Genomic DNA, 26,723 nt, shown 5'->3' with positions numbered 1-26,723 from the left:
ACGGCGAACGGGCTGCCCGAACACCACACCCCGTCACTCTGCGCTCGCCGCACATCACGCGTCCAATACCTCTTCGGGCACATTGATACCCTCAGGGCATGGATCTGGACCTGCGCAAACTGCGGTACTTCACGGCCGTCGCGCAGCACGAGCACTTCGGCCGCGCCGCCGCGCAACTGCACATCGCACAGCCAGTGCTGAGCCGTCAGATCCGCGCGCTGGAACAGGAGTTGGGCTGCACGCTGCTGGTGCGTACGACCCGCAGCGTGCGTCTGACCCCGGCCGGCCGGCAACTCTACGAGGACGCGCCGGGCGTACTCGCCGCCGCGCAGGCCGCCACCCGCCGGGTGCACGGCGCCGCCCGCGTCGACCGTCTGGTCATCGGCTTCGCCCCCGGCCTGAGCGTCTCCCCCGCGGTCCTCGCGTTCACCCGGACCCACCCCGGCATCGAGATCGAACTGCTCCACCTGAACTGGTACGAGAAGGGCGAGGCACTCCGGGACGGCCGGGCCGACATCGGCTTCCTGCGCCAGCCCTTCGACACGGACGGGCTCCACACCGTCCCGCTCGGCAGCGAACCGAAGGTCGTCTGCCTGCCCACCACGCACCCCCTGGCGCCCCGCCGCCGACTGACCCTGGCCGCCCTCGACGGCGAAACCATCCTGGACTTCCACGCGCGCCGCACCGCGACGGTGGAGGAGAAACTCGAACTCATCGCGGCCGGCCAGGGCATCGCCCTGCTCCCACGCAGCGTCGCCCGCTCCTACTCCCGCCCCGACCTCGTACACCGCCCGGTGACCGACGTCCCACCGACCGAGATCTGCCTCGCCGTACTCGAAGGCCGCCGCGACGGGCATGTGCACGACTTCCTGACCACGGCGACACACGTGCTGTCCGAACACCGCTCCTGAAGCCCCCTCCGGGGTCGCCGCCCGGGTTCCTGGGAAAGTTGCGAAAAATCGGGGCCATGACGCCCAACGCATCCACCGAACTGGGCGAATTCCTCAGGGCCCGGCGCGCGGAGCTCACCCCTCGTTCCGTGGGGCTGCCCGGCGGGACCATCCGGCGGGTGCCGGGTCTGCGCCGGGAGGAAGTCGCCACGCTGGCCGCGATCAGCACCGACCACTACACGCGCCTGGAACAGGGCCGCATCCAGGCGTCCGAGCCCGTCCTGGGCGCCGTCGCCCGCGCCCGCAGGCCGTACAGACGGTCCAGGCGCAGTTACGGCGGCTGCTCGACGACCTCGGCTCCCTCCCCGCCATGGTCCTGGGCTGCCAGATGGATGTACTGGCGTGGAACCCCCTGGCCGCCGCCCTGATGGGCGACTTCGCCCAGATCCCGGCCGAGGAACGCAACTACGCCCGCATGATCTTCTCCCCCGCCATGCGAAAGCTGTACGCGGACTGAGAGAGCACGGCCCGCGCAGCGGTCGCCCAACTCCACAGGGAGGCGGCCCACAACACCGGCACCCTCGTCCTCGAATGGGACACCCCCACCCAGGAGGGCCTGCGCTTCCTCGCGTCCTGGGCGGCGGGGGGCCAGGAGGCCGACCGGGGCACCTCGGGCTGAAGCCGGTGACGCCTATCCGGAGGAGGCGTGGGCGCCACCCACCATCAGATCGGGATCACTCACACCCGCCAGACGGGCGAAACTCAGCACGTATTCCCTGGTGTTGACCTGCAGCAGGGCCAGTTCACGGCGGCACTCCGCCGCCTCCGTCCAGGCGGACTCGTTCAGTTCGGGGTGCGCGTTCTCGAACTCCCGCAGCCGCGGGTGCCACTTGGACAGGAACGGCCTCAACTCGCGGTTGAGCAGGTTCACCGCCAAGTATTCGACCGTGACACCGTCCCTGTGCGAGGTCGGCCGTGCGGCCTTGAGGATGTCGCGGGTCGTGGCGAACAGTCCGTACAGCGAGGTGAGGGCCTCGCGGAGGAACCCCTCGTCGTCGTCGAGGCGCTGGGTGGAGATACGGGTGACCGACTCGACGAAGAGCTGCCAGGAGACTGCCCGGGTGTGGTCGTTGACGACAAAGGTCAGCTCGCTCAGTTGTGGCACGGTGATCCGTACCTCGGTGAGGCTGGCCGTCCTGCGGTAGAACTGGGCACCCAGCACGGCCAGGACACCCAGCACGGCGCCGACGGCTCCGAACGCGTAGACGCCACCGACGCTGCGCAGCCCGTACAGGGCGGTTCCGGCGACACCACCCCCGACGGCCGCGACGAGGACGCGAACCGCACGACTACCAGAGAATCCGAAGATCACTCCGAGGAGTCTAGCCGTGAAATCCCCATTTCCCCAGGGTGGTTGACGCCGCTCGGGAAGGGTGACGACGACGGGGACACCGGCCTGTGAGGATGAGGTATGGCGACTTCACTTCCTCCTGACACACTCAAGGGCCGCACCCTCGCCCTGTCGGTCTCGCAAAGCCCTGATCTGGCCCGCCTCGGGCTGAGCGAGGAACAACTGCGTCTGACGCTCGGGGAGATCACCCGGCTGGTCCTGGGCGCGGGCGGGCACCTCGCCTACGGCGGGCACCTCGGCCCCGGTGGCTACACCCCGGTGCTCACCGCCGAGGCGGCTCGGCACGGCCGCGGTGACCAGCCTCTGCTGGTGTGCCTGGCCTGGCCGGAACACCGCAGGGTGCCCCTGTCGGAACTGCGGGCCCACCTCGTTCTCGGCCGGGCGGGTCGCGTCGTCTGCCTCGATCCGGCCGGTCGTGAGACCGACCCGGCCGCCGGGCGCGGGGAGCCGGCCGAGCCGGTCGACCCCGACCTGGCTCGTACGTCGCTCACCGGCATGCGCCGTTACATGCGGGACCACACCGACGGCCGGCTCCTGGTCGGCGGACGGCGCGCGGGTTTCCAGGGCGAGCTTCCGGGTCTGCTGGAGGAAGCGCTCCTCTCGCTGGACCCCGGCGATCCCCGGCCCCTCTATCCGGCGGCCGGATTCGGCGGTGTGACCGTCGACATCGTGCGCGCCCTCGGGATCGACGACTGTGCCTGGCTGCCCGGCGACCCGGACGCGGCCCCGGACGATCCCCGGCTGCTTTCGGGGCTGGAGCGGCTGCGCGCCCGCGCGGCGGCCTCCTTGCCGCCCAACGGCCTGACGCAGGAGAAGAACCGGCGTCTGGCCGCTTCCCGCTCCCCCGGCGAAGTCGCCGAGCTGGTGACCCTGGGGCTGGGACGTCTGGCGTCCTGACGACACGGCGGCCCGGGCGTCAGGGCGCCGTCGGGCCCTTTCTCAGGTACCTCAGCAGACGGTCCAGGTGCCCGTCCCCCGTGTCGGGGTCGATCTCATAGACGGAGACGGAGGCGGAGCCGGGGAAGGTGGGCAGGTCGCCCACGTCGAACCTCGGGAAGACGACCCGGAGGATGCGCTTCTGCCAGGTGCCCCAATTCTCGTAGACCTCGTCGAGAATGTAACCGCCCTCCCATGTCGCGCCCCGGCCCGTCCCGGGCCTCTCCCGGTGCTCAACCCGGCGCTTGTAGGTGGGGGAAGCCACGGTCAGGATGTAGTCAGCCGCCTTCAGCTCGTCGTGCATCCAGCGCAGCCAGTTCTGCGGTTCGTCGTCCACGTCCTGGTCCAGCCGCACGTTGATGTCCTGGCGCTTCAGTAACTCGGACAAGGACTTGACCTCCTTGGCGTGGGCGGGGTCATTCTCGTCGTGCGCGTAGGAGATCAGCACGCGCGGTGCGGGGGCCGGCGGCTTGGCCGGGTGGGATGCCTTCGGCTGGGGCACGGTGGATCCTGTGGGTCGGGGCCTGGGGAAGACCGCGTTCGGCAGGGGCATGTCGTCGGCCGCCAGCGACGGGAGGGAGGCCGCCATTCCGACGCGGACACGTTCGGCCAGTTGCCTCAGGGCGTACTGATAGGCGGAGGAGCCGGGGTTCTTGCGTACAACCTTGTACAACCCGTCCTTGTTGTAATCGGCCATCACGTCCCCGGGGATCATGGGAGGCCGGGGCAGATCGGGCGGGGGGCTGTCGACGGTCCGCCAGCGGACCAACACCCGCGTCGGCGAGCAGCTCGGGCGCCGCTGGGCGGGAACGTGGGCCAAGCGGTGCTCGAACAGCGTCCAGTCGCCGACGCAACCGCCGTCCTCGAAGTAGTCCGGCGACCACAGCACGACCAGCACATCCGTACGGGCGACGAGCAGGCGGCGCTCCTCGGCCGACACATTGGGGTCGCACCTGCGGGCGTCGACCTTCTTGCCCAACTGCCGGGCCACCTCCCTCGCCAGGTCGTCGTGGAAGCGCGCCGCGTACGAGGGATTCTCGGCGGCGGCGAAACTCGTGACGAAGCAGCTTGCCATGGACAACCCCCTTCACTCCCCTTTGTCCACGAGCGCCCCCTCTTACGCCTGGGAGCCCTGAACGTTGGCCAGTTGACGCCTCACCGCGATCGAAGAGTCATCCCTAAACTGAAAGGGGGACTCTCATCACCGTGTTGTCGATCATTTCGGCGAGAGATGCGCGTGCCCCAACGGGTCGATCGGGGGCAGAGATGAAGAGTTCAGGGAACCTTCCTCCAGGGAAACCGACTTCGGTTTCGGACACTCCACTCCCGCCCGACCGGACACTCACCGACAGTACGACACGCACGGTCCTTCCGCACCGATGGCAAGGACCCACTTTCGAACAGAACTGCCCGCCGACCGGGCATTGGCCAATGCCTCGCGTTTCCGTGACACGGGACGGGCGCACCACACTGACGGCATTCGACCAATTCGTCGTCAAGCTGCACAGCCGATGCAATCTCGCATGCGACTACTGCTACGTCTTCGAATTGCGGGACACCGGCTGGCGCAAGCGTCCGCGTACGATGCCGTCGGCCGTTCGGGAGCGGGTCGTGCACCGAATATCCGAGCACGTACGCCGGCACGGTCTGCGCCGGATCAGAGTGATTCTGCACGGGGGTGAACCACTCCTCGCCGGCGCGGCGGTGATCGACGAGTTCGCCGGTTCCGTGCGCCGGGCCCTCGCGGCCACGGGCGCACGTGTGGAGCTGGCCGTCCAGACCAACGGCACCCTGCTCACCGACGCCATGCTGGAGGTGCTGCTGGGGCACGGGATATGCGTAGGCGTCAGCCTCGACGGCGACGCGCAGGCCCACGACCGCCACCGGGGCCGGCGCGGGACCGACAGCGGTGTACGGCACGGCAGTCACGCCCAGGTGGACGCGGCTCTCGCCCGGCTCGACGCCCCTCGCCACCGGGGACTGTTCGGCGGCCTGCTGTGCACGGTGGACCTGGCCAACCCGCCCCGGGAGACCTACGACGCCCTGGTGTCGTACCGCCCGCCGGCCGTCGACTTCCTGCTGCCGCACGGGACCTGGGACGCCCCACCGGTGGGCGCAGGGGGCACCCGGGCGCCGTACGGGGACTGGCTGTGCGAGGTGTTCGACCGGTGGGACGACACCGGACGTCCGGTGCGGGTGCGGTTGTTCGAGTCGGTCATCGGTCTGTGCCGGGACCACACCGGCAGCAGCGCCGAGACGCTCGGCACCCTGCCCGCCGCCGTCGCGGTGATCGAGACGGACGGGGCCCTCGTGTGGACGGACTCGCTCAACGTCGTTGCCGATGGCGCCTCACACACCGGTGCGAACATATTCAGCCATTCCTTCGACGGCGTACTGGCACTGCCCGGCGCTCCGGAGCACGGAGTCGGATCACTGTGCGCCACCTGCCGGTCCTGCGCCCTGGTCGACATCTGCGGCGGCGGACTCCGTGCTCATCGCTATGGCAAGGAACAGGGTTTCGCCAATCCGTCGGTGTACTGTCTGGACCTCACTCGGCTCATCCAGCACATCGGCCGCCGAACAGCACCGGTGAACCGAGCTTGAACATGCGCCCGAAATCGCGTGTCAACCCGTCCAGATATCCGAAATTTTTAGCCACTTCAAAGGAATCCGAGAGATGGCTCGGTTTCAAACCAGCCCCCATGAGGGCAAAATTGCCTATCATAGACCTGAATTGGCGTCGATGGACAGGCTCGGGCAGACCGACGCGCGAGCCGACGCCGATGTGGGGCAATGGGGCGGTGACAGGCCATCGTCGTACGGGAGGCTGGTCCCTTGGGGGGTTGCTGTGGGGCCGTTGTTCTACACCAGTTACGCCGGTTCGACCGGTGACAGAGGACCGGTCCAGCGGTTCCACGCGGACGTCCAGAACGAGATCTACAGCGTGCTCGGCCGTCACCCCCGCAACGAAGGCAGCCTGCAGCGTGCGGAACCCGCGCTCGGCCCCGACCCGGCCGTCCTCATCTGTCGTTCCCTGCTGGTGCTCTACTCCGCCGACTACCTGACCGACTCCCAGTGCGCGCTGGAATGGTCCGTCTTCCGTGAGCGCATGCAGCGCCGCCTGTGGCGGACCGGGGAGCCCGCGGACGCCCTGGTCGGCGTGTTGTGGCGGGCCGACTCCCTGGTGCTGCCGCGCGCGGTGGCGAAGACGGGCCAGCTGCTGGACGACCTCGGGGAGGGCTACCAGGGACCGGGCGTGGCCGGGCTGCAACGCGACCCGAGCGCCTGGGAGCGGTACCGCAGGCTGGTGCGCCGGGTCGCCGAGCGCCTCACCCGTGCCGCGCGGACCCCGCTGCCCGCCATGGCCACGACCGACAGCGGCGCCGTGGAACCGTACTTCGGGCCTGCGCACGAGCAGCGCGCCTCCCGCACCGCACCCCCGCCCCCGCCGCGCCGGCCCGGTGAACGCCATCTGGTCCTGGCCCTGCTGGCCGGCACCCGAGCCGGGATGGAGGGGCTGCGCCGGTCCGTCGACACCTACGCGGAGACCGCCACGGAATGGCGCCCCTTTCGCCCCCACAGCGACGAGACCGCGGCTGCCATCGCCGGCCGGGCGGCACATGCCTGCGGCATCGAGCGGCTGACCGTCGTCGCCCTGGACGACACCGGCACGGACCCGCTGCGCGAGGTCGACGCGTCCGCCGTGGTTGTGATGCTGGTCGACCCGTGGATGACGGGCGACTCGTCCCTGTCGGTGCTCTGGGAGCGACTGGCGCGTTCGGGGGCGCGCGTCGCGGCGGTCATCACCGTACTGCCGCAGTTCGACGAGGAGAGCCATCGCAACGCGGGCGAGCTGCGCGAGGCGCTGGCCCGCACTCCGGCAAGACAACTGGGCGCCGCACACCACGAGGCGGGCACGCCCGGCTCACTCACGCACGCCATGGCGGCGGTGATCGCCGATGCCTTCACCGACGTCGGGGAGGAGGGCCCGCTGCCGGGCAGAGCGAATGAGCCGCCTCTGGAGAACGCGGCGGAGCGGATCGTGCGCAAGGAGCGCGAACGGGCCGGCTGGCTCAGGCACCGAGGGCCCTGGCCGCCGTTGGTCAGTGGAACACCCAGGGAATCGTGGGGCGGGGGATGAGCACACCCGGTCGACAGACGAAGATCATCACGTTCTACTCGCACAAGGCGGGCGCGGGCCGCACCATGACCTTGGCGAACATCGCCTGGATCATGGCCAGTCACGGCAAGTCGGTGCTCACCGTCGACTGGGATCTGGAGGATCCCGCCCTGCACCTGTACTACTCCAAGTACCTCCCGAACCGTGACCTGAGCACGAGCGACGGAATCCTGGACATGTTCTCCACCTTCGCTGCCACGGCGACCAGCCAGGAGCGGGGTTCGGAGCATCTGCGCGGACTGCACCTCCAGCACACCGACTTCAAGCGCTACGACGTCGACGTCCACTATCCGTTCCCGAACGGCGGCCACCTGTACTACCTGGGGCCCGGACGGCAGGACGACCGGTACCGCGACCGGCTGCGCGCCTTCGACTGGGACCGGTTCCAGGGCACCGACGACGGCAAGGAGTTCCTGGCCGCGCTGCGGGCCCGGATGCGCGAGAGCGAGTACGACTACATCCTCATCGACAGCCGCGCCGGGTTCTCCGCGGATGCCGGTATCTGCACGCTGGCCCTGCCGGACACCGTGGTCATCGGCCTCAGTCTGAACCGGCAGGCCGTCGAGGGGGCCCGGGACATCGCGCGGCGGATCGAGGCACAGCCAAGACCCATCGCGTTCCATGTGGTGCCCATGCGCGTCGACACCACCACCGAGCCGACCCGTTTCGAACGCGCCCTCGCCGAGGCCCGCACGACACTCGACCCGTATCTGGGCATCACCGGGGAGGAGGCACTGAACGCCTACTGGAACGAAGTGCTGATCCCCCATCAGCCCCGGTTCTCCTTCAGCGAGGAACTCGCTGTCATGATCGAGAACCCGCTCCAGACCCGCAGCCTGCTGCACGCCTGCGTCAAGGCCGCCCAGCGCATCACGGACGGTGCCGTGGCCGTGTTCGAACAGGCGCCGAGGGATCTGCGCGAGGACTATGTCAACTGGAACGGCCATGCGGATCGGGACGTCACTCCGCCGACCGTGACGGTGCTGAACGCCCCCGACGACCAGCTGTGGGCCGACTGGATCGGCGAACAGCTCGGCGCTGCCGGCATCAAGGCGCAGCTGGCCCAGCCGGAGACCGATCCGTTCCCCGGCGGCCTGGACGCCGACGAGGACCGCGATCTGGACTGCGGCCCCGACTCCGACTACGTCGTCGCCCTGCTCTCCCGACGCCTGGAGGACACCGCGGCGGGCCAGACGATCGCGAGCCTCGCGGTGGGGGCGCCCGTGGGGGGCGCCCAGCCGCCGAAGGTCGTGGGCCTGCGGATCAGCACCGCGCGACTCGCCCCGCACTTCGATTGGCCGGACGCGGTCAACCTCGCCGGACAGCAGGAACGCGCGGCCCACCAGGCCCTGCTCTCCCGCTTCTCCCCGGAGGTCGCCGGCGCCCCGTTCTGCCCGGCGGACCGGACGCGCTTCCCGGGCCGGCAGCCGGAGGTGGTGTCCCTGCCGATGCGCGACGTCCACTTCATCGGACGCACCCGCCAACTCGCCGAATTGCGGCGGCTGTTGAGCTTCTCTACGGCCGACTACAGCGCTCCACGCGTCCTGTGGGGCATGAAGGGAACCGGCAAACGCCAGGTGGCCCTGGAGTACGCACACCGTTTCGCCTCCCAGTACGACCTGGTGTGGTGGATCCCGGCCGGCAGCGACGACGCCATCCGGGCCGCGCTGCGTGAACTGGCTCGGGAGCTCAACGGCGCCAAGGGCGGCGCGCGCAGCGGCGACGACCCGGACGCCCTGCTGGCGGACCTGCGGACCGGGCGGTACTGCTCGCGCTGGCTGCTCGTCTTCGACGGTGCGAAGGACAGCGAGGCCCTCGAGCCTTTCCTGCCGACCACCGGACCCGGCCATGTGCTGATCACCTCGCTCAACCCCGTGTGGTCTCCCGGGTACGAGACCCAGCAGATCGACTCGTTCACCCGTGAGGAGAGCCTGCACCTTCTCCGAAGCGGGCTCCGAGGAGCGGACACCGACGCCCTGGACCGGCTGGCCGAGCGGCTCGGGGACCACCCGCTCATGCTCAACGCGGCTGTGGCCGAGCTGAGTTCCTATCCCGCGCACACGGACGACTACATCGCCCTCATCGACCGGCGGGAGTCCGACGCCCCGGACGGGGTGCTCCCGCAGTACCGGACGATGGACACGATCTACCGGGGGATCTACGAAGGACTGCGTCAGCGGTTCCCCGCCGCGGCCCGGCTGCTGGAACTGTGCTCCTTCCTGTCGGCGGACGGCGTGGGCATGCGGGTCATCGAGTCACCGGGCATGATCGAGCGGCTGGTCCGGTTCGACGAGAGCCTCGAGGACACCCTGCGCCTGCGGAACGTGGTCAACCAGCTCTCGCGCGCGACGCTCGCCGTGGTGGACCAGAAGGCCGGGCGGCTGAAGGTGCACCGGATCCTCCAGGACCTGGTACGGAGCTGGATGACCCCCGAGGCGCGGGAGGAGACCCGCGCGGAGCTCCTGGCCGTACTGGCCGCGATGGTGCCCTCGGACCTCCAGCGGCATGAGCAGCGGCACTGGTCCGACTTCGCCGAACTCGACCGGCATCTGGAACCCTCCGGCGCCCTGGAGAGCTCCGACCGCCAGGTGCACCGCTGGCTCGTCAGCCAGGTCTACCACCGGCGGACGTCGGGGCTGTGGGACGAGGCACGCGCCCTGGGCAACCGCATCCTGGACCGTTGGCGCGCGGATCCGGCCATGGGCGACAGCCACACCATGGTGCTGCTTCTGGAATCCGAGGTGGCGGCGGCCTGCCGGGCCCTCGGCCAGTACGAGCGCGCGCTCGAGCTGTCCCAGCACTCGGTCCAGATCCAGCGCGAGCGCAACAGCAACGACGTGTACACCCTGATGACGGCCCGCGGCTACGCCGCCGACCTGCGCGCCACCGGCCGCTTCCGGGAGGCCTTCGACGAGGACAGCCGCACCTATCAGGGCCTGGTCAGGGCGATCGGCCAGGAGCACAACGCGACGCTCGACGCCTCCATCAACCTGGCGCTGTCCAAGTTCTACATGGAGACGGTCAAGGCCGCCGTCGATCTGGACCGGGACACCTACGCGATCCGTAGGCGGCAGTACGGCGAGAACGACTTCCGGCCCTGGATCTCGTACGCCAATCTCGGCACGTACTTCCGGGAGCTCGGTGAACTGGGCGACTCCGAGCGGTACTTGGTCCGAAGCTGCGAGCGGTTCCTCACCCTCACCGGGAAGGACTCCCACCGCTACCTGGGCGTGCTGGCCAGCCTGGGCATGACCATGGTGCGCAAGGGGGACACCGACGAGGGTCTGAAAAGGTTGCAGGACGCGCGGGCGGGCTTCAGCCGGCAGTGGGGTGACCGGCATCCGAGCACCATGGCCTGCGACCTGTCCATCGCGATCGGCCTGCACGCCTCCGGCCGACTGGCCGACGCGGCGGACAGCATGCCGGACCTGCACGACCGCTATGTCGAGGTGTTCGGTCCCACGCATCCCTTCACGAGCATCTGCCTCAGCAATATGGCTCTGTACCTACTGGCGGCCGGGGCTCCCGACCAGGCACTCTCCCACGCACGGAAGGCGGTGTACCAGCTCGAAAATTCGTTCGGGTCCGGTCATCGCTACACGCTGGTCGCGCGCATGAACCAGATCAACTGCCAATCCGTGTTGGGGAAGGACACCAGCACGGAGGACATAGGGATCCACGAGGACTGCGAGCAGGCCACGGCATGGGGGGAGCGGCATCCGGTGACGCTGACCGCGCTGGCCAACCGGCTGGCCTCCGGATCGGACGACCAGGTCGAGCTGCGGGCAATCCTCCGGCAGCGGGTCTCCGAATATCTCCCTGCCGGGCACCCCCTCGCCGCCGCGCTGCCGGTCGATTCGTATCAGAGGGTGGGCGCGGACCTGGAGGTGCAGAATGTCTGACCCCCAGGGCGCCACCGCGCGCGCCGCGGCTCGATTTCCGGACGGGGAGACGCCACAGATGGCTCAACTGGCGGCACAGTTACATGGGTTGCTCCACTCCGAGGGGCTGGCGCACTTGGTGCTCTACGACGGCGACACGGCGAAGGTCGTCCTCGACGCGTCCGTGGCACCGTCCGCCGGAGAATTCGCGCTTTCCCCGGAATCCGTCTCCCATGAACGCACCGGGCGCCAGCTGTATTACATTCTCGAAGAACTCGAACCGGATTTCACGGCGCTGCGCACCGGCGCACTCATTCGCACCGTATTGCGCGTGCCGACGGGCGCCGTCCTCTATTACCTCGTCGAGCCGGGATTCCATCTCTACGGCGCCACCGCGGCCATGGACCGCCTCGACGAACTGGACGCCAGGATGGCCGAATGCGTCAATGGTCTGCGGCTGCCCGCGCGGTACAGCCCGTTGAACTACGGCTCCTGGTTCAACGACGAGCCATGGGTGAGCAAACCTGTCGCCGTGCCCTCGACCTCGGCCCCCGATCCATTGCCCTCCCCCGACGCGTCTCTTCCGGCCGGCCCCTATGTGGCCGAGAATCGGCCCGCGACCCGGGCTCCGGCGCCCGGTATCGAGGACGCCCTGCGGTCGGCGCTCGATGTCCAGGGCCTGCACTACATCGCTTACCACCAGTCGCCGACGACCGCCTGGGGGTACGACATCTTCGATCATCCGGGGCTCGGGAACTTCTTCCGGGTGCAGACCCCGGACCGACGCCGTAGCCGGTACGGCCGGATGGGCCAGCTACTGCCCGGCGTCACGCAGCGCATGAACCTGTCCCTGCGGGCGATCCTGCAGGGCGAGCTGATCCAGGTGGTGCTCGACGTGGAGCAGGGCGCCGTGTACTTCCACGCCCTTCCCGGCCGGCGCTTCCTCATGGGGGTGACGCTTGACCAGTCGAGGGTCACGGAGGCGGATCAGCAGGTCGCACGGCTCGGGAGCGAGTTGGCCGAGGGCTGACAGGGCGTGCAGCAGGCCCGGAGGGACGCGGTCGTGGCACCCCAGAACTGTGATGACGCGGTCGTGGCACCCCAGAACAGTGATCCGGGAGCGGCGCGCGCCTTCCTGAGGGCGCTCCTGCGCCCGCTCTTCCTGCCGCTGTGCCTCGCGGGCGTCGGCTGTCTGGCCGGCCAGTGGCTGACGCTCGACGTCCGGGCGCACGGCGGATGGTACGGCTGGCTCAGCTCGGGCCTCCTCGCGGTCGGGCTGTACGGCAGCGCCCAGGGAATCAGCCGACCGCAGGCGCGGGGTGACCTCTACCGGATCGTCGTCGCGATCACCTTCGGTGTGGTGGTCAAGGCCGCGTTCATCGCGGGGGCGCTGTGGCTCGCGTTCCCCGACCGTCCTGAGTACCTCGTCCTCGCGGTGGCCATGGCACAGATCGATCCGCTGTCCGTGTCCGCGATGCTGGCGAGCCGTGACATGTCTCCGCGCGCGAAGTCCCTGCTCGCGGCCTGGGCCTCGTTCGACGACCCGGTGACCACCGTCCTGGTGGTGATCCTGGGGTCGCTGGTCCTGGAGAACACCGTGAGCGTCGCCTCCGGCACCCAGGACTACGCGACGACACTGATCGGCAACCTCGTCTTCCTGGTGGTGGCGGCGACGGTGTGGGCGGCACTGCGGGAGCACGGACCGGCCGACGCCGTGCCGTTCCCCGCCCTGCGCAGGCCCCGGCAGGTCCGGCGGATCCTCCAGTACGCGGCCCTGGCGGCCCTGCTCGCCGCGGCCACTTGGCAGTTCCTCATGCTCGGGCTCGCGCTGTCCGCGCTGTTCTTCCGGCCCGCACTCGGCGCGTGGCTGGGGCGGGCGACCAACACCGCGCTGGTCGTGGCCACTTTCCTGCTGGGCATGTTGCTGGCCGGGGGTGCCGACCTCGCCGTAGGTGCGGTGCTGGGGGTCGCCACCTTCGTGGCGCAGATGCTCGTGGCCGCCGTGGTCGGCCTCGGGTTCTCGAGCCGCGACCGGGCCGCGCTCTGTCTGAGCCAGCAGAACGGCATCACGGCGATCATCCTGGCGCTCCTCCTGGAGCCCGGGCTGCCCGCCGCCGTGGCGATCGTCGCGCCGGCGATCCTCGTGGTCAACGTGCTGCACCTGACGTCCACGGCCCTGCTGGCCAGGAGCTACCGGTACCGGCCGGCCGGCCCGGGGGGCGAATACGTACGTCGCACATGAGGACCGAGCCCTTCGGCGTGCCGCGCCAACCGCTGCACGGCACGGACGGCGACCTGGGCGAAAAGGCCCCGACCGCACCATGGATACGAGTCAGGGCCCAGCCGGCAGACGAGTCGGGCTGTACGCCGGGTTCTGTCGCCCGGGCGCCTCGCGGCGGCCGGGGAGACGGCCATCCATCTAGGACCGGCGTTGCCGCCGGTCTCGTGCGGTCTACCCGCGGACTCGGGCGGGCAGCCCTCGAACGTCCGCGCAGAAACACCGGGGTGTTTCCTTTTGACCTTGCTCCAGGTGGGGTTTACCTAGCTGCCCAGGTCACCCTGAGCACTGGTGGTCTCTTACACCACCGTTTCACCCTTACCGGGAACCGAAGTTCCCGGCGGTCTGTTTTCTGTGGCACTGTCCCGCGGGTCACCCCGGGTGGCCGTTAGCCACCACCTTGCCCTGTGGAGCCCGGACGTTCCTCGGGAAGGTCCGCAAGGACCTCCACGCGGCCGTCCGCCCGGCTCGTCTGCCGTGTGGACCATGGTACCGGGCGTGTGGTGCGCCTCGGGCCCGCCGTCGCCGTCGCCAGGACCGAGCCGGCCAGGATGAGGGCGAAGGCGGCGAGGACGCCGGGGGTCAGGCTCTCGTCCAGGAAGGCGGCTCCCGCCGCCACCGCGACGGCCGGGTTGACGTACGTGATCACCGTCGCCCGTGTCGGGCCCGCCTCCTTGATCAGTTCCAGGAAGGCCACGAAGGCGACCGCGGTGCAGATGACGCCGAGGCCGGCGAGGGCGGCCAGGATCTGCGGGGAGGGGAGCCCGGAGGGGCGGGTGGCGGCCGCCGCGGGGGCGTAGACCAGGGCCGCCAGGGTCAGGCAGGCGGCCGTGAGGTGGAGCGAGGGGACGTTCTTGAGGTGGCGGGCGGCTATGACGGGGGCGGTCGCGTATCCGATCACCGTCAGCAGTACCTCGGCCAGCGAGCGGGCGTCGCCGCCGGTCAGGTGCGGGACGGTGAGGACCGCGACGCCGGACAGGCCGAGGGCCAGGCCCGACACGCGGCGGGCGCCGAGGCGCTCCGCGTCGCCGAAGAGGCGGGCCACGGCCACGCCGACGATCGGCACCCCGGCGATCAGCAGGCCCGCCGTGGAGCTGGAGAGGTGACGCTCGGCGTCCGTGAGGGTCCACCAAGGGATCATTATCTCGACGCACGCGAAGGCCAGCATCGGGCGCCAGTACGTTCGTACCGTCCGGGTAAGGCCCCCTTGACGGATCGCGAAGGGGAGCAGCAGCGCCGCGCCCACCGCGCAGCGCGTGAACACCACCGTCGACGGGGACACACCGTCCACCGCCACTTTGATCATCAGGTAGGGGATGCCCCAGACCACTCCCATCAGGGAGAACAGGAACCAGCCGCGTGCAGTCATGGGGGGAGTTTCGGCCGCCGCGGGGTCAGGTGTCTTGAACGCTGTTGCGCTACGCCGTCGGCGACACGCTTGTCCGGTACGCCGCCGGTGTCACCCCGAGCACCCTGCGGAACCAGCGCGTCAGGTGTGCCTGGTCCGCGAAGCCCACGAGCGGGGCGACCTCGGCGGGGCGCAGGCCGGTCTCCAGCAGGGCGCGGGCCCGGTTCACGCGGTACTGGGCCAGCCAGGCGTACGGCGGTATCCCCATCGTCGTACGGAAGGCGCGCAGGAGCTGGTAGCGGGAGAGGCCCAGGTCGGTGGCGAGGGAGGCGAGTGACGGGGGAGCCTGGAGTTCGTCGGCGAGGCGGTCGCGTACGGCGTGGGCTATGGGGGCCGCTCCCGGGACCGTGTCGCACACCGGGCGGGCCGTGGAGTGGCGACGGGCGAGGGCGGCCAGCAGCCAGGGGAGGCGGGACTCGGTCTCCAGGGGGTCGGGGCAGGCGCTCAGGTCCGCGTGGGCGGTGCGCAGCGCGGCGGCCAGTTCGGGGTCGTCGAGGACGGGGTCCCGGAAGTGCGGGGGGCTGCCCAGAATTCCCTCGGTGAGCAGGGCGGGTTCGGCGTACAGCGCCCGGTAGGCGTAGCCGTCGGAAGCGGCCGGGCCGCCGGTGTGCATCTCGCCCGGAGCCAGGACGACGATCGAGCCGGGGCCGGTGTGGATGCGGCCGCCCCGGTAGTCGATGATCTCGGAGCCGCCGACGCAGACTCCGACGGTGTACTCGTCGTGGGCGTGCGGTGCGTAGCGGTGCTGGTCGAAGTGTGCGGTCAGCAGGTCGAGGGGCGGACCGTCATGGCCGAGAGCGGCCCGGGTCCAGCGGGCCTCTTCACGTCGTGCCCCCATGGCCACCTCCCCGGTCGTCCCCTCAGGGGTGCAACGCCGGCGGCCCGCGTTTTCATGCCGCCGGGGGCCTCCTCGCTTGACCTTGCCGCAACGTCAACGTTTCTACTGAGGGCATGCGGATCGGAGAACTCGCCGTCACCGTCGGTGTCACCACGCGGACGGTACGGCACTACCACCATCTCGGGCTGTTGCCGGAGCCCGAGCGGCGCCCCAACGGCTACCGGGACTACACGCTGCGGCACGCCGTCGTGCTCGCCCGGATCCGGCGGCTGACCGAGCTGGGACTCGGGCTCGCCGAGGTGCGCGACGTGCTCGCGGACGACGCGGGGCGCGATCTCGCCGAGGTGCTCGCGGAGCTCGACGCCGATCTCGCCCGGCAGGAGGCGGCGATCCGGGAGCGGCGGGAGCGGCTGCGCGCCCTGCTGGACCGGGACGGGAACCTGCCCGCCGAGGGTCCCGTCTCCCCCGAACTGGCCGCGCTGCTCACGGGGATGGCGCACGGCCCCGAGTCCCCCATGGCCGTCAGGGACCGCGAGGTGCTCGCTCTGATCGACACCGTGGCCTCGCCCGAGCACCGGAAGCGGCTGATGGCGGCGCTGGGCAGCGCCTTCGAGACGCCCGCCGCCGTGGCGCGGGCGCACGAGGTGTACGCGCTGCTCGACGCGCTCGCCGACGCCGATCCGGACGACCCCGCCGACCCGCGCGTGGACGAGGCGGCCCGGGCACTCGCCGGCTGCCTGCCCGATTCCCTGCTCGCGGAGGCCGACCTCGCTCCCGGCCTCGACGACAGCTTTCTGCGTGCCCTGTACGCCGACGTCGCGCCTGCCCAGGCGGAGGCGATCCGGCGGGCGATGCGGATGGTCACGGAGGGCGGGCGATGAGGATCGTGCGCGGCGTCGTACGGCATGAACTGCGCCTGTTCGCGAGCCTGTTGCTGTGGGTGACCCGGCGGACGCACGGCACGCGCGAGGGCCGCCCCTTCGGTTACGCGCGGGGCCAGGGCGCCATGATGTGGGGGTTCGCCTTCGTGTGCGTCGTCGAGACGGCCGGGATGGCGGTGCTGCTGCGCGGGTGGCCGCTCGTCCACGCGGTCGTCCTCGTCCTCGACGTCTACACCGTGCTGATGGTCGTCGGCTTGCACGCGGCCGGTGCGACGCGCCCGCACGTCCTCGACTCCACGCACCTGCGCGTCCGCAACGGCGCGCACGTGGATCTGCGGATACCCCTGGCGGACATCGCGGCGGTGCGCCGCGAGCTGCGCACCACACACGAGCGCGCCGGGGGCGAACTGAACCTCGCCGTGGGCGCCCAGACCGACGTGACCATCGAACTGGCCGCCCCGGTAGCGCACTTCACCCTCCTGGGACGGGAACGTCGGGTCCGTCTCGTACGGCTGCACGCGGACGACCCCGACGCACTCGCACGGACCCTCACGCGGGCGCGAACCGTACCTTCGCCGTCCCCGGGTCGGCCTGGGTGAGGCGGACCCGCAACCGCTCCCCCAGCGGCAGCGTCCCGGTGCCGCCCTCGATGCGGGCGACGACCGCGGGGGACTCCAACTGGACGGTACCGACCGTGGGTTGACGCTCCATCACGTCCACGACACATCCGTCGAAGATGTCCCCGACCCGGTCCTTGAGGAGCGCGGCCTCGACGATGTCGACGCACTCGCGTTCCACGGTGCCCGCGCGCCGGGAGCCCTCGGCCATCTCCTTGGGGAGGATGTCGAGGGCGGTGAGCACCCAGTCGGGGGGTGGTTCGTCCGCGGCGGCGGCCAGGCAGAGTTCCGAGGTGTAGCGGTCGACGAGACGGCGCAGGGGGGCCGTGCAGTGGGCGTAGGGCGCGGCCACCGCGGCGTGCGAGGTGACGTCCGGGAGGGCGCCGCCCCGGAACACCGTGTAGCCCGCGCCGCGCAGCAGCGTCGTGCACTCCTGGAGGAAGGCCGCGTGGCGCGGCAGGTGCGGGTCGAGGGAGCGGACGAGCCGCGCGTACGAGACGTGGTGCGGCCAGTCGATGTGCAGGGCCCTGGCCGTGCGGCGGAGGCGGCCGACCGCGCCGTCGGGGGCGGCGGGCAGCGTGCGCAGGACGCCGGTGCCGTGCGCGAGCATCAGGTCGGCCGCCGCCATCCCGGTGAGCAGGGAGATCTGCGCGTTCCAGGCGTCGGCGGGAAGCGGGGCGCGGTAGACGAGTTCGTACGTCCCGTCCTTCTCGACGATCTCCTGCTCGGGGACGTTGAGGGAGATCCCGCCGCGCTCCACCTCCAGACGCTCGCGCAGCGTCCCGATCTCCTTGAGAAGGGCGAGCGGCTCCTCCGCCGTACCGTCGTCGATCCGCTTCTGCACGTGCGCGTAGTCGAGCTTGGCGCGGCTGCGGACGAGGGCGCGGCGTACGTCGACGCTCTCCGTGCGGCCGTCCGCGTCCAGGTCGATCGTCCAGAGCGCGGCCGGGCAGGTCTGGTCGGGCAGGAGGCTCGCGGTGCCTTCGGAGAGCCGGGTCGGATGGAGGGGGACCTTCTCGTCCGGGAAGTAGAGCGTCGTCACGCGGCGGTGCGCCTCGGCGTCCAGGGCGCCGCCGGGGGCGACGAAGGCGGCGACGTCGGCGATCGCGTACCGGACGCGGTAGCCGTGGCCGTTCTCGCGGCGGGACAGGTGCATCGCCTGGTCGAGGTCGGCGGACGTCGGCGGGTCGATGGTGAGGAAGGGGATGTCCGTCGCGTCGTGGGGAGGCAGGCGGGGTGGCCGGCCGGCCTCCTTCAGTACACCGGGCGGGAAGCTCCCGGGCACACCGAGACCGGTCCGCAGGGCGGACAGGGCGGCCTGCAGAGGAGCCCCCGCTACGCAGGTGGCGCGGATGTGGCGGCACGGCATGGGTCGAGCGTAGGTCGCGCGCACGCGGCGGGCACCCCGACCGCACCCCTTAGGCTGGCGCCGGGCCACACCCACCGTTAGGAGAACACCACCGTGCTCGTGCTGCTGCCGCCTTCCGAGGGCAAGGCACCCTCCCGCCGGGGAACCGCGCTGAAGCTGGAGTCGCTGTCCCTGCCCGGGCTCACCGAGGCGCGTCGGGCGGTCCTCGACGAGCTGGCCGAGCTGTGCGCCGGCGACGAGGAGAAGGCCCGCGAGGTGCTCGGACTGAGCGAGGGCCTGCGCGGCGAGATCGCCAAGAACACGGAGCTGCGCAGCGCGGGGGCGCGCCCGGCCGGGGAGATCTACACGGGGGTGCTGTACGACGCCCTGGACCTGGCCTCGCTGGACACGGCGGCCAAGCGGCGCGCGAGCCGCTCGCTGCTGGTCTTCTCCGGGCTGTGGGGCGCGGTCCGGGTGACGGACAGGATCCCGTCGTACCGCTGCTCGATGGGGGTGCGGCTGCCGGGGCTCGGGGCGCTGGGCGCGCACTGGCGTACGCCGATGGCCGCCGCGCTCCCCGAGGCGGCCGGCGACGGGCTGGTGCTCGACCTGCGGTCCTCGGCGTACACGGGCGCGTGGAAGCCGAAGGGCGAGGTGGCCGGGCGGACGGCGACGGTCCGGGTGCTGCACGCGCCCACCCGGAAGGTGGTCAGCCACTTCAACAAGGCGACGAAGGGGCGGATCGTACGGAGTCTGCTTTCGGCGGGGGCCGCGCCCGCCGGTCCGGCGGAGCTGGTGGAGACCTTGCGGGACCTGGGGTACGAGGTGGAGGTGCAGGCGCCCGCGCGGGCGGGGACGGCCTGGGCGCTGGATGTGCTGGTGAACGAGGTGCACTAGCAGTCCCCTGGATGTTCGTTGCAACATGCGCAACGCTCTTTGCGCATGTTGCACGACGAGGGCACGATGAGCGCATGAGCTCACCGCTGCCCTCGGTTCCCGCCGTCTCCGTGCTGGATCTCGCCCCCGTGGTTCCCGTCGTCGTGGTGAACGAGATCGCGGACGCCGTACCCCTGGCCACGGCACTCGTCGCGGGTGGGCTGCCCGCGATAGAGGTGACCCTGCGGACGCCGTGCGCGCTCGACGCCATCCGGGCGATCGCGGACGGGGTGCCGGGCGCGGTGGTCGGCGCGGGCACCGTCATCACGCCGGCGCAGGTGACGCAGTGCGTGGCCGCGGGCGCCCGCTTCCTGGTCAGTCCCGGCTGGACCGACGTACTGCTCGGTGCCATGAAGGCGTCCGGGGTGCCGTTCCTGCCGGGGGTGTCCACGACCTCGGAGGTGGTGGCGCTGCTGGAGCGCGGGGTGCGGGAGATGAAGTTCTTCCCGGCGCAGGCGGCGGGCGGCACGGCGTACCTCAGGTCGCTCGCCGGACCGCTGCCGCAGGCCAGGTTCTGCCCGACCGGCGGTATCGGCCCCACCTACGCGCCGGACTACCTCGCCCTCCCCAACGTCGGCTGCGTGGGCGGGACGTGGATGCTTCCCGAGGACGCGATCACGGCGAAGGACTGGGGGCGTGTGGAGAGCCTGGCGCGCGAGGCGGCCGCGCTCAGGCCACGCGGATGACGACCTTGCCGAAGGCCACGCCGGACGCGTAGTGGCAAAACGCCTCGTGGACCTCGTCGAAGCCGAAGACCCGGTCGACGACCGGGCGGGTGCCGTGCAGGGTGAGGGCCCGGTTCATGGACTCGAAGTGGGTGCGGCTGCCGACGAAGAGCCGCCGCATCGTCACCAGGCTCGACGCGAGGGCGTCCGTCGTGATCTCCAGGGAGGCCTTGCGGGGGCTGTTGGCGCTGACCAGGACGATCCTGCCGTGGAGCGCCGAGGCGCGGACCGACTGCTCGATCGTCTCCGGGCCCACGGTCTCGACGACGAGGTCCACGCCGCGCCCGCCCGTGAGGTCGCGGACCGTCTGTCCCCACGCGGGGTGGTCGGCGTACCGCACGATGTGGTCGGCGCCCAGGGCCTTGAGCCGCTCGGCCTTCTCCGGGCTCGATGTCGTGGCGACGACCTCGGCGCCCAGCAGCTTCGCGAACTGCACGGCGAACAGCGAGAGCGCGCCCGTTCCGAGTGTCAGCACCGTCTCGCCGGGGACCACCGCCTCGCCGCCGGTCAGCGCGTGCCAGGCCGTGACGCCCGCGCAGGGCAGGCAGGCGGCCTCCTCCCAGCCGAGGTGGCCGGGCACCCGCACCGCCGCGTTCTCGTCGAGGCGCGCGTGCTCGGTGAGCATGCCGGGCAGGGTGGCGCCGGGCTGGTCGATCAGCGCGGGCGTGATCCTGCCGTCGATCCACTGCGGGAAGTACGTGCTCGCCACCCGGTCCCCGACCGCGAACCGGGAAACCTCCGCGCCCACCGCGACGACTTCGCCCGCTCCGTCACTCAGCGGGATCACGTCCGGCACGGCCTTCAGCGGATAGGTACCGTTCAGGATCAGCAGATCGCGCTTGTTGAGGGAGACGGCGCGGACGCGGACGAGGATGTCGCGGGGGCCGGGCTCGGGGCGGTCCGTCTCGCGCGCGGCGATGCCGTCGACCGTGCCGGGCGTTTCGAGGTGGTAGGCGCGCATGTCGGCTCCCTGGCGTGTGCTCCGTGGATGCGTCCATGCTGCTCGGACGGGGTACGCCGCTCAATTCCCCGTGAGGTATGGCCGGACTGTCGTACCCGTGACGTACAACTGAGCCATGACCATCAGCACCGCCGCCTCGGTGACCGAACCCCCGCCCTTCGCCCGTGAGTTGCTGCGTTGGCGCACCGCGCGCCGGGTCAGTCAGCTGGAGCTCGCCTCGCGGGCGGGGACGACCCAGCGGTACGTCAGTTTCATCGAGCGCGGGCGGTCGGTGCCCGGCAGGGAGATCGTGATACGGCTCGCCGAGTCGCTCGGCCTGACGCTGCGGGAGCGCAACTCGCTGCTGCTGGCGGCCGGTTACGCGCCCGCGTTCGCGGAGTCACCGCTCGACGCGGTCGCGCTGAAGCCCGTACGGGAGGCGTTGGACAGCATCCTCGAAGGGCATCTGCCGTATCCGGCGGTGGTGGCGGGGCCGCGGGGTGAACTCGTCGCGGCGAACGAGGCGTTCGACGTGCTCACCGAGGGCGCGGACCCCGCGCTGCTCGCGCCGCCCGTCAATGTGCTGCGGCTCGCGTTGCATCCGCGCGGGATGGGCTCGCGGGTGGTGAACCTGGACGCGTGGGGGCAGCACATCGTGGAGAACCTGCGGGGCCGTGCCGTGCGCAGTCCCGATCCCCGGCTCGCCTCCCTGGTCGAGGAGTTGGCGCACTACGTACCGGCGAGTGAGCCCGGCGCCGACTATCTCGGCTTCGCCGTGCCGCTGCGACTGCGGTGCGCGGAGGGCGAGTTGAGACTGCTCACCACGCTGACGTCGTTCGCGACCGCGGTCGACGTGACGCTCGCCGAGCTCCACCTGGAGGCGTTCTTGCCGGCGGACCGTCGGACCGCCGAGATCCTGCGGGCCCGGGCCGCCCGGCGCGGGTGACCTCCGGGCCCGTGCCGCTCAGCGCAGATGAGAGGTGTCGTTGAAGAGGCGCAGGCTGGCGTTGCCGTCCGCGTAGTAGGCCACCGCCGACAGGGAGGCCGCGGACAGCTCCATCCGGTACAGGGACTCCGGCGGGGCGCCGATCGCGAGCCGGACGAGGCTCTTGATCGGGGTGACGTGGCTGACGAGCAGGACGGTGCGGCCCGCGTAGGAGGCGATGAGCTTGTCGCGGGTGGTGGCGATACGGCGGGCGGTCGCCGCGAAGCTCTCGCCGCCGCCGGTCGGTTCGGCCTTCGGGGAGGCGAGCCAGGTCTTCAGGTCCTCGGGATGGCGCTCCTGCACCTCGGCGAAGGTCAGGCCTTCCCAGGCGCCGAAGTCCGTCTCGCGCAGGCCGTCCTCGATGGCGACGTCCAGTCCCAGGCGGGCGGCGACGGCGGCGGCGGTCTGGCGGGTACGGGTGAGTGGCGACGCCACGATCGCCTCGATGGTGCCGCGTGCGGCCAGCGCGGCGGCGACGCGCTCGGCCTGTTCCCGGCCCACGTCCGAGAGCGACGGGTCGGTGCCGCCGCTGCCGGAGAAACGCTTCTGGGGGGTGAGGGGGGTCTCGCCGTGGCGCAGCAGTACGAAGGTGGTGGGGGCGCCCATGTCGGGGGCCGCGCCCCAGCCGGTCGACGGTGCCGGTGTGGCCACGTTGCGCGCGGCCCGCGCGTCGTCCTCGGGCTTCGCGGCTTCGCCGCGGGGTGACGGGGTGGAGACGGAAGTCGTGGAAGTGCGGGCCGCGTGTGGCTGGTCGCGCAGTTCCCCGCGCCCCTCTCGGGGCGCTGCAGAACCCTGCCTCAGCAGTTCCGCCGTCGATCCCGCCGGCGACCACTGCTCGCCCCGCCTGCCCGCGTCCATCGCCTCGTTGGCCAGTCGGTCCGCGTGCTTGTTCTGTTCGCGCGGCATCCACTCGTAGGTGATGCGGTCGGGCGGGAAGACGCGGGCCGCCTCCGCGGCCAGGGGCTTCATGTCCGGGTGCTTGATCTTCCAGCGGCCGGACAGCTGCTCGACGACGAGCTTGGAGTCCATCCGGACCCGGACGCGCGCGGCCGGGTCCAGTTCGTGGGCGGCGCGCAGGCCCGCCACCAGGCCCCGGTACTCGGCGACGTTGTTGGTGGCGATGCCGATGTACTCGGCACGCTCCGCCAGCGTCTCCCCCGTGACCGCGTCGATGACCACCGCGCCGTACCCCGCGGGTCCCGGGTTGCCCCGGGAACCGCCGTCGGCCTCGACGATGAACTCCCGCACGCCCCGCGCCCCTTACAGACCGGACTCGGACGTACGCACCAGGATGCGGCGGCAGTTCTCGCAGCGCAGCACGGTGTCCGGGGACGCCGCCTTCACGTCGTTGACCTCGGTGATGTTGAGCTCCAGGCGGCAGCCCTCGCAACGGCGCTGGTAGAGCCGCGCGGCGCCGACGCCGCCCTGCTGCTGGCGCAGCTTGTCGTAGAGCTTCAGCAGGTCGGCGGGGATGGACGTTGCGACGACCTCGCGCTCCTTGGTCACCGAGGCGCTCTCGCCGTCGAGGGACTCGAAGGCGGCGTCCCGGCGGCCGGTCGCGTCGTCGATCTTCGACTGCACGGAGGAGGTCCGCTCGGTCAGCTCGGCGACCCGCTCCTGCGCGGACTCGCGGCGCTCCATGACCTCGAGGACGACGTCCTCCAGGTCGCCCTGCCGCTTGGCGAGGGAGGTGATCTCGCGCTGGAGGTTCTCCAGGTCCTTGGGGGAGGTGACGGCACCGGAGTCCAGGCGCTGCTGGTCGCGGCCCGCGCGCTGGCGCACCTGGTCCACGTCCTGCTCGGCCTTGGTCTGCTCGCGGGCGCAGTCGCTCTCCTCGGTCTGCGCGGCGACGAGCAGGTCGCGCAGCTGCGTGAGGTCCTTGTTCAGCGACTCGATCTCGGCGTGCTCGGCAAGGGACCTCCGCTTGTGCGCGAGCTGCTGCAGGCGTACGTCGAGGGCCTGGACGTCGAGAAGTCGGATCTGGTCGGCGGGCGCGGCGTTCAGTTGGGGGCTCCCATTGCGTTAGGTGTTTCGGTGGACGCCGCGTGGGCGGTCCAGGGGTCGGTGACCGTCTTGGAGACGTGGACCCGCAGGCCCCATCCCTCGCGGTCGGAGATCTCGTCGAGCTGGGCGGCGGCCAGCTCGCACCAGGGCCACTCGGTGGCCCAGTGCGCCGCGTCGAGCAGCGCGAGAGGACTGTGGGCGCGGGCCTCCGATGCCGGGTGGTGGCGCAGGTCCGCGGTGAGGAAGGCGTCGACGCCCGCGGCGCGCACGTCGTCGAAGAGGCTGTCGCCGGAGCCGCCGCTGACCGCGACGGTCCGTACGACCGCTTCCGGGTCACCGGCGACGCGGATGCCCTGCGCGGTGGCGGGCAGTCGCCCGGCGGCGCGCGCGGCGAGTTCACGGACGGTCAGCGGGTGGTCCAGCTCACAGACACGGCCGAGGCCGCGGCGGCCCTCGGGGTCGGTGGGGTCCGGCACGAGCGGCCGTACGACCCGGAGGTCGAGCGCCCCGGCGAGGGCGTCGCTGACTCCCGGGTCGGCGCGGTCGGCGTTGGTGTGGGCGACGTGCAGCGCGATGTCGTTCTTGATGAGGGTGTGCACGACCCGGCCCTTGAAGGTGTCGGCCGCGACCGTCGTCGTCCCGCGCAGATAGAGCGGATGGTGGGTGACCAGCAGGTTCGCGCCCAGCTTCACCGCTTCGTCGACGATTTCCCGAACGGGGTCGACGGCGAACAGGACGCGGGTGATCTCCTGGTCCGGCTCGCCGCACACAGTGCCGACCGCGTCCCATCCCTCGGCCCTCTCGGGGGGCCAGAGGGTGTCGAGCGCGGCGATGACTTCAGACAGACGGGGCACGGGGAAAAGGCTACCTGGCTCGGGCCGGTGTCCCACCGGTCGCGGGCCGGTCCCGGGATGCGCGACCAGGGATCCCGGCGGCGGGCGGCCCCCGGTGATCCGGGCTCCACCCCCTTCTCCCCGCACCGTTCAGCACACGCGTCCCCGTTCCCTCAGGCGAATCGCGGCACGGCCACCCTTATGTGTGAAGCGCCCGCCCGCCGGTCCCACGTCTGTGCGTGCGAAAACTAGCTTCGTCGCCGGAGGTGACCGAACGATGACGGCCTGTGCCACCGAGCCTGCGGCGGAACCCGGGGACGAGCGGGCCACTCGCCCCACGGATGCGACCGCCCACCCCGCGGACGCGACCGCCTGCCCCATGGATGCGATCGCCCGCCCCGCGGACGCGACCGCCCGCCCCACCTGTGTGATCGCCGCGGACGGAACCTACGCGGCCCGCCTCGCCCTCGACGGCGAATGCTGGTTCCCGGAGCGCTGGACGCTGGACGGCCCCGAGCCCTACGCCGTACCGCTGCCGTCCCATCAGCCGGAGGAGCCCGGCACCGAGGTGCTGCCGATGTCCGACGGGCGGGTGCTGATCCACCGCGTCGCGGACGGGCGGCACACGTTCTCGCTGCTGTACCCGACCGGGCCCGGCACCGGGGAGCTGCTCCTCGGCGCGGTGGAGTGCCACGACGAGGGCACCCGGCTGCGGCTGCTGCCGCCCGCGCCGGACGGGGAGCACGCGTACGCCCTCGCCACGGGCCGCGACTCCACGGCGGTGTGGCTGGTGGTGGGCGGGGCGTTCGGGCCCGAGCACCTGACCGAGGTGCCGGGCCGCTGTTCGGGCGGGGTCTGGCTGGACGGCACGGGGCGCCTGCTGGCCCTGGACCGCCACCAGGACGGCCGCACCAAGACGGTGGTCGTCGACCTGGGGCGCGGCGGTGAAGTAACGCCACTGCTGCAGATCGCCGAGGACAGCGACGACCGGTTGCTGCTCGCGGACGCCGACAGCGGACTGCTGCTGGTCCGCTCCGACGCGCCGTCCCCGGGCCACGACCGCCTCGGCTGGGGCGTCCTCGGCAGCACCCTGCCGATCCGCTTCCCCGACTGTCTGCGCGCCACCGACTGCACGGTGACGCCGTTCGCGATCCAGCCGGGGCAGGTACTGACGCCGGAGCGCTGCGCGGTGGCCCTGTGCATCGACGGGCCGGCCGGCAGCTGGGTGGGTGTGTGGCGGCCCGTCGAACGCCAGGTCCACCATCTCGCGGCCCCGGAGGGCTGGCTGGCGGGCGCGGGCCTGTGGACCAGGGAGGGGGTCCTCCAACTGCCGTACGCGACGGGGTCGGTGCAGTGCGGGGTGACGAAGGTGACGGCACCCTCCGCCGCGATGACGGCGGAGACACCCCCTCCGCCGGAACGGCCCGCGGCGCGCCCGGTCCCCCTCCAACAGGCACCGCTGAGCGGGCGGTCCCCCGTGAAGAGGCGGGCCCTCTCCGCCCGCCCCGCACCCGAGGACGAGGCCGTCCGGGCCGAAGGGGGGCCCGGAGGAGAGAACAGGTCACCCGCCCCCGTTCCCGCGTGAGCGACCGGTTAGAATCCCCCGGCTGCAAAGAAGGATCTTGTTGACGG

The 26,723-nt window shown here is 71.4% G+C and carries 23 protein-coding genes, 1 other RNA gene and 1 pseudogene; 15 read left to right on the top strand and 10 right to left on the bottom strand.

Annotated features, from left to right (window positions below):
* Positions 1-98: 98 nt before the first annotated feature.
* The 3 genes from ACZ69M_RS03370 to ACZ69M_RS03360 are packed head-to-tail and all read left to right on the top strand — an operon-like array spanning position 99 to position 1,407.
* Positions 99-911 carry a LysR family transcriptional regulator gene (locus ACZ69M_RS03370; RefSeq protein WP_470046201.1) on the top strand — a complete coding sequence of 271 codons (813 nt, stop codon included), beginning with the start codon at positions 99-101 and terminating at the stop codon, positions 909-911.
* A gap of 56 nt (positions 912-967) precedes the next feature.
* Positions 968-1,318: a helix-turn-helix domain-containing protein gene (locus ACZ69M_RS03365; protein ID WP_470046200.1), complete on the top strand. Its 351-nt coding sequence runs from the start codon at positions 968-970 to the stop codon at positions 1,316-1,318.
* The gene (locus ACZ69M_RS03360; RefSeq protein ID WP_470046199.1) at positions 1,261-1,407 is read left to right on the top strand and encodes an MmyB family transcriptional regulator; all 147 of its coding nucleotides are present in this window, start codon (positions 1,261-1,263) and stop codon (positions 1,405-1,407) included. The genes ACZ69M_RS03365 and ACZ69M_RS03360 overlap by 58 nt, the downstream gene beginning before the upstream one ends.
* A 174-nt stretch (positions 1,408-1,581) precedes the next feature.
* On the opposite strand, the gene ACZ69M_RS03355 is transcribed toward ACZ69M_RS03360, so the two are convergent.
* The gene (locus tag ACZ69M_RS03355; RefSeq protein ID WP_470046198.1) at positions 1,582-2,262 is read right to left on the bottom strand and encodes a hypothetical protein; all 681 of its coding nucleotides are present in this window, start codon (positions 2,260-2,262) and stop codon (positions 1,582-1,584) included.
* Positions 2,263-2,361: 99 nt separating this feature from the next.
* On the opposite strand from ACZ69M_RS03355, the gene ACZ69M_RS03350 reads away from it, so the two are divergent.
* Positions 2,362-3,198, top strand: coding sequence for a hypothetical protein (locus tag ACZ69M_RS03350; protein ID WP_470046197.1), 837 nt, complete (start codon positions 2,362-2,364; stop codon positions 3,196-3,198).
* Positions 3,199-3,217: 19 nt separating this feature from the next.
* On the opposite strand, the gene ACZ69M_RS03345 is transcribed toward ACZ69M_RS03350, so the two are convergent.
* Complete coding sequence (locus ACZ69M_RS03345) at positions 3,218-4,312, bottom strand: TIR domain-containing protein (RefSeq protein ID WP_470046196.1); 1,095 nt, start codon at positions 4,310-4,312, stop codon at positions 3,218-3,220.
* Positions 4,313-4,668: 356 nt separating this feature from the next.
* On the opposite strand from ACZ69M_RS03345, the gene ACZ69M_RS03340 reads away from it, so the two are divergent.
* The 5 genes from ACZ69M_RS03340 to ACZ69M_RS03320 all read left to right on the top strand — a co-directional run bounded on the left by ACZ69M_RS03340 (position 4,669) and on the right by ACZ69M_RS03320 (position 13,540).
* Complete coding sequence (locus ACZ69M_RS03340) at positions 4,669-5,841, top strand: FxsB family cyclophane-forming radical SAM/SPASM peptide maturase (RefSeq protein WP_470046195.1); 1,173 nt, start codon at positions 4,669-4,671, stop codon at positions 5,839-5,841.
* Positions 5,842-6,094: 253 nt separating this feature from the next.
* Complete coding sequence (gene fsxC / locus ACZ69M_RS03335) at positions 6,095-7,378, top strand: FxsC protein (RefSeq protein ID WP_470046194.1); 1,284 nt, start codon at positions 6,095-6,097, stop codon at positions 7,376-7,378.
* On the top strand, positions 7,375-11,319 hold the full coding sequence (fxsT, locus tag ACZ69M_RS03330; RefSeq protein WP_470046193.1) for an FxSxx-COOH system tetratricopeptide repeat protein: 3,945 nt from the start codon (positions 7,375-7,377) through the stop codon (positions 11,317-11,319). The genes fsxC and fxsT overlap by 4 nt, the downstream gene beginning before the upstream one ends.
* Positions 11,312-12,328, top strand: coding sequence for a hypothetical protein (locus ACZ69M_RS03325; RefSeq protein ID WP_470046192.1), 1,017 nt, complete (start codon positions 11,312-11,314; stop codon positions 12,326-12,328). The genes fxsT and ACZ69M_RS03325 overlap by 8 nt, the downstream gene beginning before the upstream one ends.
* Before the next feature lie 33 nt (positions 12,329-12,361).
* Entirely contained in the window at positions 12,362-13,540 is a 1,179-nt protein-coding gene (locus tag ACZ69M_RS03320; protein WP_470046191.1) for a cation:proton antiporter, read from the top strand.
* A 105-nt stretch (positions 13,541-13,645) separates the two neighbouring features.
* Here ACZ69M_RS03320 and rnpB read toward each other — a convergent pair.
* The 3 genes and pseudogenes from rnpB to ACZ69M_RS03305 form a co-directional block, all read right to left on the bottom strand.
* Positions 13,646-14,047: RNase P RNA component class A (gene rnpB / locus ACZ69M_RS03315), an RNA gene on the bottom strand.
* Positions 14,048-14,165: 118 nt separating this feature from the next.
* Positions 14,166-14,945, bottom strand: a pseudogene (locus ACZ69M_RS03310) (DMT family transporter); the annotation flags it as partial.
* 49 nt (positions 14,946-14,994) lie between these two features.
* The gene (locus ACZ69M_RS03305) at positions 14,995-15,822 is read right to left on the bottom strand and encodes an AraC family transcriptional regulator (protein WP_470046190.1); all 828 of its coding nucleotides are present in this window, start codon (positions 15,820-15,822) and stop codon (positions 14,995-14,997) included.
* Positions 15,823-15,935: 113 nt separating this feature from the next.
* Here ACZ69M_RS03305 and ACZ69M_RS03300 point away from each other — a divergent pair, with 113 nt between their 5' ends.
* Both ACZ69M_RS03300 and ACZ69M_RS03295 read left to right on the top strand, forming a co-directional pair.
* The gene (locus tag ACZ69M_RS03300; RefSeq protein ID WP_470046189.1) at positions 15,936-16,703 is read left to right on the top strand and encodes a MerR family transcriptional regulator; all 768 of its coding nucleotides are present in this window, start codon (positions 15,936-15,938) and stop codon (positions 16,701-16,703) included.
* Positions 16,700-17,302, top strand: a complete 603-nt coding sequence (locus tag ACZ69M_RS03295) for a hypothetical protein (protein ID WP_470046188.1) — start codon at positions 16,700-16,702, stop codon at positions 17,300-17,302. The genes ACZ69M_RS03300 and ACZ69M_RS03295 overlap by 4 nt, the downstream gene beginning before the upstream one ends.
* On the opposite strand, the gene ACZ69M_RS03290 is transcribed toward ACZ69M_RS03295, so the two are convergent.
* Positions 17,253-18,689 carry an RNB domain-containing ribonuclease gene (locus ACZ69M_RS03290; RefSeq protein ID WP_470046187.1) on the bottom strand — a complete coding sequence of 479 codons (1,437 nt, stop codon included), beginning with the start codon at positions 18,687-18,689 and terminating at the stop codon, positions 17,253-17,255. The genes ACZ69M_RS03295 and ACZ69M_RS03290 overlap by 50 nt on opposite strands.
* Before the next feature lie 93 nt (positions 18,690-18,782).
* On the opposite strand from ACZ69M_RS03290, the gene yaaA reads away from it, so the two are divergent.
* Together yaaA and eda are read left to right on the top strand one after the other, a co-directional pair.
* Positions 18,783-19,565: a peroxide stress protein YaaA gene (yaaA, locus tag ACZ69M_RS03285; protein ID WP_470046186.1), complete on the top strand. Its 783-nt coding sequence runs from the start codon at positions 18,783-18,785 to the stop codon at positions 19,563-19,565.
* A 74-nt stretch (positions 19,566-19,639) separates the two neighbouring features.
* Positions 19,640-20,290, top strand: coding sequence for a bifunctional 4-hydroxy-2-oxoglutarate aldolase/2-dehydro-3-deoxy-phosphogluconate aldolase (gene eda, locus ACZ69M_RS03280; RefSeq protein ID WP_470046185.1), 651 nt, complete (start codon positions 19,640-19,642; stop codon positions 20,288-20,290).
* Here the strand turns inward: eda and ACZ69M_RS03275 are convergent.
* A complete protein-coding gene (locus ACZ69M_RS03275; protein ID WP_470046184.1) occupies positions 20,274-21,290 on the bottom strand; it encodes a zinc-dependent alcohol dehydrogenase family protein in 1,017 nt (338 codons plus the stop codon). The two genes, eda and ACZ69M_RS03275, sit on opposite strands and share 17 nt — an antisense overlap.
* A gap of 115 nt (positions 21,291-21,405) precedes the next feature.
* Between ACZ69M_RS03275 and ACZ69M_RS03270 the strand changes: the two genes are divergently transcribed.
* Positions 21,406-22,215: a helix-turn-helix domain-containing protein gene (locus tag ACZ69M_RS03270; RefSeq protein ID WP_470046183.1), complete on the top strand. Its 810-nt coding sequence runs from the start codon at positions 21,406-21,408 to the stop codon at positions 22,213-22,215.
* 18 nt (positions 22,216-22,233) lie between these two features.
* Here the strand turns inward: ACZ69M_RS03270 and ACZ69M_RS03265 are convergent, their stop codons facing one another.
* From ACZ69M_RS03265 to ACZ69M_RS03255, 3 genes are read right to left on the bottom strand one after another with little or no spacing between them, the layout of a single operon-like run.
* A complete protein-coding gene (locus tag ACZ69M_RS03265; RefSeq protein WP_470046182.1) occupies positions 22,234-23,502 on the bottom strand; it encodes a bifunctional RNase H/acid phosphatase in 1,269 nt (422 codons plus the stop codon).
* A 12-nt stretch (positions 23,503-23,514) separates the two neighbouring features.
* A complete protein-coding gene (locus ACZ69M_RS03260; RefSeq protein WP_470046384.1) occupies positions 23,515-24,258 on the bottom strand; it encodes a zinc ribbon domain-containing protein in 744 nt (247 codons plus the stop codon).
* The gene (locus ACZ69M_RS03255) at positions 24,255-25,112 is read right to left on the bottom strand and encodes a Nif3-like dinuclear metal center hexameric protein (protein WP_352045636.1); all 858 of its coding nucleotides are present in this window, start codon (positions 25,110-25,112) and stop codon (positions 24,255-24,257) included. The genes ACZ69M_RS03260 and ACZ69M_RS03255 overlap by 4 nt, the downstream gene beginning before the upstream one ends.
* A 256-nt stretch (positions 25,113-25,368) precedes the next feature.
* Between ACZ69M_RS03255 and ACZ69M_RS03250 the strand changes: the two genes are divergently transcribed.
* Positions 25,369-26,676: a hypothetical protein gene (locus tag ACZ69M_RS03250; RefSeq protein ID WP_470046181.1), complete on the top strand. Its 1,308-nt coding sequence runs from the start codon at positions 25,369-25,371 to the stop codon at positions 26,674-26,676.
* Positions 26,677-26,723: the final 47 nt, after the last annotated feature.

This window comes from Streptomyces sp. NPDC107454 (genome assembly GCF_055582885.1).
This window is presented reverse-complemented; position numbering and strand designations above follow the sequence as displayed.